Source organism: Trichococcus patagoniensis (assembly GCF_003051085.1).
Taxonomy (GTDB): domain Bacteria; phylum Bacillota; class Bacilli; order Lactobacillales; family Aerococcaceae; genus Trichococcus; species Trichococcus patagoniensis.
On sequence record NZ_QAOM01000028.1, the window covers coordinates 22,961 to 28,960 of the forward strand.

The window sequence follows — 6,000 nt, forward strand, 5'->3', positions numbered from 1 at the left end:
GAATGGTGTGGGATACCGCGTCCTCATCATTTGACCTGCCCGTGATGAACGCCGCCGTATCGACGCAGCGTTCCTGCATATCGCGCACCGTTATTTTGATGAAATCAGCCTCGATGGCCCCGATATCCTCCGTTCAGATTGTCTTCTCGCTCCCATTATCGCATATTTCTCCGCTTCTGACCGCTAAATGACCCAATAATGGCATCGGCAATGCATTTCCCGTATAATGAAATTTGAAACCATAATGGAGAAGGTGCAATTATATGATAACAGTTACCGGCATCACAGCTGACAATCTCGTCCACACAGGCATCGATTTGGATACAACTGACCTGTCATCCTACAAATGGATCTGGGCCGACTTCAATGAGCCTAGCCCAACCGAAGTGAAATATCTCGAGAAAACCTTCCATTTCCATCCACTTGCTATAGAAGACTGCCTGCAAATACTGCAGCGTCCGAAGCTGGATTATTATGAAGATTACACCTTTTATGTGACGCATCATGTTCGTGAGGAAGGCAGAGACCTCTTCAAAGAAGAATTGGATTTCTTTGTCAGTGAAAAACTCATCGTCACTTTTCAGCTCGCCCACTCAAAAGAAGTGGCCTATATCCAGAATCAATTATTGGCTCAACATAATGCCGAAAACTGGGATCCGTACTTTATTTTTTACAGAATACTTGATCAGATTGTGGATAATTATTTCCCTTTAATCCACGACATCGAAGACCGGCTTGCTCAACTTGAAGAGGAAAACCTGAACAAAACGACTGCCGGATTCATACCTGAACTGATGGAGTCTCGGCATCTTCTGCTGGGTCTGCTGCAGACCGTCAATCCGATGCGGGATCTGCTTTATCGGATGCTGAATTCCCAGCATTTGGAAGGCGTCCGCAAAAGACGGAGTTATTTTTCTGATATCCACGATGACTTGCTGAAGGTCTCCGAAATGATTACTTCCAACCGCGAGATGACGACCGACATGCGCGACAGCTACCTATCACTCAACTCCCATCAGACCAACAATGTGATGAAGGTCCTCACCATCATCACCTCAATCTTCTCGCCTTTGACGTTGATTGCCGGCATCTACGGGATGAACTTCGAACACATGCCGGAATTGACTTGGAAATACGGCTATTTTTTGGCTATCGGCCTGATGTTTGGAATCGGCCTGGCGATGTATCGCTGGTTCAAGAAAAACGGCTGGTTCTGATCATCGGCCGTTTTTCTTGTAAAAAGTAGCGATAGGGTACGTCAATTCCCCTGTTTCCAGATAGATGCGGAAATCATTCACCGCGAACAAATCACCTGGCTCCAGCAAAAAGAAATAAAGCGCGTTTGGATGATTTTTACTTTTGGCCAAAATATGGTTGTTGCCGTCATAGACGTACCACCAAATTTCAAAAAGTTGCCCACCGACGGAAAGTTTGTCCTCCAACAGCGTGAATTCATTGCAACCTTTTCGTTCCAACAGATCGGCGACAGCCAACTTTCCCTTCCAAATCCCACTTTGAAGCACCCTCATTTCCCTCACCTACCCATCATCCGTCAGTTTTTATTCACATGATATTTCTCTACAACGACTTGATTGCGCTTGTTCTTCCTGCCGTAGATTACGATTGCGTTGCCTTCCATGACCTGATACAGGAAATTCAGCGCATGCGCACGGATCAGGCAATTCTGCTTCTCTTCCTTGTCCACCGTCAGCGTGAAGCGGATCAGCGGCGTTTCCTCCAGTTTCAAAATTTTGATTTTTTCCACCGAACCTTTTAGGCAAATCCCATTTTCCATATCAGTCACATCCTTTTGATTCCATTTTACGAACACACGTTCTCTTTGTCAATCATTACTTTCCCTGAAAAACCGCTGAAGGCATTCTTTCCTTCTTTGGAATAGTAAGGAAACATGTTAAGATGTTCTAAATAGAAGCAGATGCTCAAAACTGGCGGCTCCAGCCAGAACGTTTCTGCATCTGACGAAAGGAAGATTCACCATGCCCATCAAACTGATCGCCGTCGATATGGACGGGACTTTTCTGGACAGCCGGAAGCAATACAACAAAGACCGCTTCAATGCCTTGTACGCACGCATGCTCGAAAAAGATATCCGCTTTGTCGTGGCCAGCGGAAACCAATACTACCAGTTGCGCTCTTTTTTTCCCGACATACAGGATGAACTTGCTTTTGTGGCGGAAAATGGTGCTTTCGTCGTGGACTGCAACAAAGAGCTGTCCGTCGGTGAGATGACGCAGGAGACGATTGATAAGGTGCTCCGGATTTTCAAGGAACTGGATGCCTATTCGAAATTGGTCGTCTGTGGTAAAAACAGTGCCTACGTCGACAGTTCCGTTTCTGATCACTTTTACCAAAATACGAAACGCTTCTATCGTCGCTTGAAGCGTGTGGATTCATTTTCCGAAATAGATGACATCATCTTTAAGTTTGCATCCGGATTCGCGGAAGAGGAAGTTCCTGCTCTTTTGGAACACTTCAAACGCGAAGCGGGTGATGTCGTATCACCTGTGTCGACAGGCCATGGCTCCATCGACCTGATCATTCCGGGGATGCACAAAGCATCCGGCATCCAGCTGCTGCAGAAACAATGGGGCATTTCCGATGAGGAGACTGCCGCATTCGGTGATAGCGGGAACGACATCGAAATGCTGCAGCATGTGGCCTACAGTTTCGCGATGGCGAATGCAGCCGATGACGTCAAAAAATCCGCCAAATACCGGGCCCTTTCGAACAACGAAGAAGGCGTTCTGGACGCGATCGAGCGGCTGCTTGAAATCGAATAAACGAAAAAAAGGAAGATGCCCCCCGCCTCATATTGAAGCGGATGCATCTTCCTTTTCTTATGCTGTGAAAGTATAAACTATTTTGAATCCAAAAGTGCATCACCGTTGGTGTTTACCAGGTTTACAAGATGTTTCATGCAACTAAAAAGATGGCTAGCTTCACGGGTTAGCCCTTAAAGAACCCGTTCCGCTTTTCTTGCTATGAAATCAAGCCTGTCAAGAAGGCCAATAATTCATACTTTTTCTCTTCCGGCATTTTTTTGATTTGAGCGGTAAGTTTCTTTTCTACCGGGCTCATTTCCGAATTGAAGAATTCCGCCAATGTGACCCCAAGCACCTCGCAGATATGGTTGAGCGTCTTAAGAGACAATTTCGTCGAATTATGTTCGATGGCCGAAATGAAGGAAGGTGAAACGTCGATCTGCTCAGCCAATTCTTTTGCCGTGATTTTATTCAGTTTGCGCAATTCCTGAATGCGACTGCCTACTTCCATCCTGATCCGCTCCTCTGTTCGTGTATGCAACTTTGCTTTTTACATACTAACACACCGTGGTTTGAAAGTTAAAGCTTTTCCACTCTTTTTAAACTTATCATTCAAAATATACACTTATGCATAAATTTTAATTCCGCTTGATTCACTTATGTGTTAATATATATTTTTGTAAGCACGTTTAATAATTTTGAAAATCAAATAAACAACATTTTTCAAGAAGGAAGGTATTTATGCAAGCATACAAACAAGAATGGTTCGGTAATATCAAAGGGGATATTCTGGCCGGTATCGTCGTCTGTCTGGCTCTATTCCCTGAAGTCATCGGCTTTATGATCGTCGCAGGCGTGCCACCGATCGTGGGGGTCTACGCCACGTTCTTCATCACAGCCATTGCCGCCTTTTTCGGCGCCAGCAAAGGCATGATTTCGGCTGCTGCCGGATCGGTGGCTCTGGTATTGGCCCATCTGGTGGCAACCCACGGAATCCAATATCTGTTTGCCGCTACGATCTTGGCAGGTGTCCTGCAGGTCGTCCTTGGGTTCCTCAAAATCGGTTCCCTGATGCGCTACATTCCGAAGCCTGTCATGACCGGTTTCGTGAACGGTTTGGGGATCATGATGTTCACTTCACAATTGGATCATTTCCAAGGCAGTCTGATTTTACCGATTCTGGGGCTGTTGGGCATCGCAATCATTTTCCTGTTCCCTCGAATCACGAAAAAAATTCCTGCTCCTATCGTTGCGATTTTCGTCATCACTGCACTTGTGTTAGGTTTGGGCTTGGATGTGAAAATGTTGGGCGATATGGGCTCCATTTCAACCGATTTGCCGCGCTTCGGCATCCCGGCTGTTCCCATGACACTGGAGACTTTGCGGATCATTTTCCCTACCGCGATTTCGGTCGCCATCGTCGGGCTGGTTGAATCTCTTTTGACCGCACAATTGGTCGATGAAATCACAGAAGACAAGAGCGACAAAAATCAGGAAACCTTGAGCCAAGGTCTGGGAAATGTCGTTTCCGGTTTCTTCGGCGGCATCGCCGGTTGCGGTATGATCGGTCAGACGATCATCAACTTGAATTACGGCGGCATCGGCCGTCTGGCGACTTTCCTTTCTGGATTCTTCATGTTATCGTCCGTTGTGCTTCTGAACGGCGCCGTCGTCCAGATCCCTATTATCGCTTTGGCAGCCGTCATGGTAGTCGTTTCCTTTGAGACGATCAACTGGGACTCGATCAAACGCCTGCGCACCAACCCTAAAAACGAAAGCTTCGCGATGATCCTCACTGTCGCCATCGTTATCGGGACCCATAACCTGGCTTACGGTGTCGTAGCCGGCACCTTAGTCAGTGCCGTCTTCGCTGCTTTCAAAATGGCCCATCTGCAAGTCGAAGCCGGCACTGCCGATGATGACCATCACTACAAAGTGGACGGCCATCTGTACTTCGCTTCCGCCGAAAAATTCCTCGACTTTTTCGCCGAAGAAATCGAGCATGAAGAGGAAGTGGTCATCGACATCAGCGCCATGACTTTATGGGATTCCACCGCTGTCGAAGCGATTGATAAGCTCATCACCCGCAACAAAAAACGCGGCGTCAAGACGACCTTCACCGGTGCGAATCCGCAAAGTTCCGCTCTTTTCAAACGCGTTTCGATCCACACTAAAAAATAGACAAATACTTGGGCTGCCTCACTTGAGGTAGCCTCTTTTCGTCGTTCTCCTCCGGCGAACGGAGGCTTCGCCGGAGTTCAGCCAGCATTCTGCTTGTGTTCTCCGATGAGCGCGGCTTCATCGGAAGTGAGGCCGAAAATTACCGGAGTTCTCCGGTGAGCGGACCCTTCACCGGAGCTGCGCACGCATTCCGGCGCTCTCCTCCGACCAGCAGCAGGATGCATGACTACACGCAAAATAGCGGCAGGCTGCCTCGCATCGAGGTAGCCTGTCGCTATTTTTTCTGAATTATTTCCTGTCTCTAAACTTCCACCAAGTCGAAGCGGGTGATGATGCCGAGCAGGTTTTCGGTATTTTTGCCGCTGTGCGTGACCAGGAGCGCATCAATCTTTTGGTTGTCGAACTGCGCTTCGGCTTCATAGATGGTTGCGTCTTTTTTGACGAAGGCAAAATTATTTTTGTTCTCGTCCAATACAAGAATATCCCGCGCCAGCGTTCCGCCGATCGAAATGGTCGCCTCGTGCGCATGTTGGGATAGCCAGTGCGTGATGCCGTTCTCCGTCAACAGTCCAATCACTTTGCCGTTTCCGTCCTTGATCGGGAATTGGGTCAGATCGGTGTTCCGGATCGTTTCAAGGACCGCGGATAGCGGTGTCGTTTCCTTGAAAAATTTCACATCGTCCGACTTGATATCGAAAGCCGTCTTCGGCTTCAACAGTTGTTCGTGGATCGCTTTGATCATATTCAGAGACTCCTCGTTGGCGAGCACAAGATCACCCTGATTTCCATGGCTCAGGAAATTCCGCAGATCCCCCAATATCTGGAAGTCATCCCTTTTCCGTTTCACATAGCTGTCATAGCGCGAAGCATTTTCCACCAACTCGTAAAAGCTGTAGTAAGATTTCCCGCGGTTGGGTTTGTATTCCTTGTTGAAGAAACTTTCGATGTCATTGAAATAACCCAGAAACGCTTCATTATTGTCATTCAATCGCCTTCACCCTCTCTCCTGTCGCTCTCATTATGCCTCTATTCTAAC

Annotated in this window: 7 protein-coding genes; 3 read left to right on the plus strand and 4 right to left on the minus strand. The window is 47.5% G+C overall.

Features of this window, described 5'->3' with window-relative positions; translation table 11 throughout:
- The first annotated feature begins 263 nt into the window (after positions 1–263).
- Positions 264–1,217 (plus strand): magnesium/cobalt transporter CorA, encoded by a 954-nt coding sequence (corA, locus tag C8U37_RS13715; protein WP_108033774.1) that lies wholly within the window; start codon positions 264–266, stop codon positions 1,215–1,217.
- On the opposite strand, the gene C8U37_RS13720 is transcribed toward corA, so the two are convergent.
- The gene (locus C8U37_RS13720; protein WP_146161839.1) at positions 1,218–1,538 is read right to left on the minus strand and encodes a hypothetical protein; all 321 of its coding nucleotides are present in this window, start codon (positions 1,536–1,538) and stop codon (positions 1,218–1,220) included.
- 14 nt (positions 1,539–1,552) lie between these two features.
- Complete coding sequence (locus C8U37_RS13725) at positions 1,553–1,795, minus strand: hypothetical protein (RefSeq protein WP_108033776.1); 243 nt, start codon at positions 1,793–1,795, stop codon at positions 1,553–1,555.
- A 202-nt stretch (positions 1,796–1,997) separates the two neighbouring features.
- Here C8U37_RS13725 and C8U37_RS13730 point away from each other — a divergent pair, with 202 nt between their 5' ends.
- The gene (locus C8U37_RS13730; RefSeq protein WP_108033777.1) at positions 1,998–2,801 is read left to right on the plus strand and encodes a Cof-type HAD-IIB family hydrolase; all 804 of its coding nucleotides are present in this window, start codon (positions 1,998–2,000) and stop codon (positions 2,799–2,801) included.
- Between the two features lie 199 nt (positions 2,802–3,000).
- Here the strand turns inward: C8U37_RS13730 and C8U37_RS13735 are convergent, their stop codons facing one another.
- Positions 3,001–3,294 (minus strand): helix-turn-helix domain-containing protein, encoded by a 294-nt coding sequence (locus tag C8U37_RS13735; protein WP_086943324.1) that lies wholly within the window; start codon positions 3,292–3,294, stop codon positions 3,001–3,003.
- Positions 3,295–3,524: 230 nt separating this feature from the next.
- Here C8U37_RS13735 and C8U37_RS13740 point away from each other — a divergent pair, with 230 nt between their 5' ends.
- Entirely contained in the window at positions 3,525–4,964 is a 1,440-nt protein-coding gene (locus C8U37_RS13740; protein WP_108033778.1) for a SulP family inorganic anion transporter, read from the plus strand.
- 301 nt (positions 4,965–5,265) lie between these two features.
- Here the strand turns inward: C8U37_RS13740 and C8U37_RS13745 are convergent, their stop codons facing one another.
- Positions 5,266–5,952, minus strand: a complete 687-nt coding sequence (locus C8U37_RS13745) for a CBS domain-containing protein (protein ID WP_108033779.1) — start codon at positions 5,950–5,952, stop codon at positions 5,266–5,268.
- Positions 5,953–6,000 lie beyond the last annotated feature (48 nt).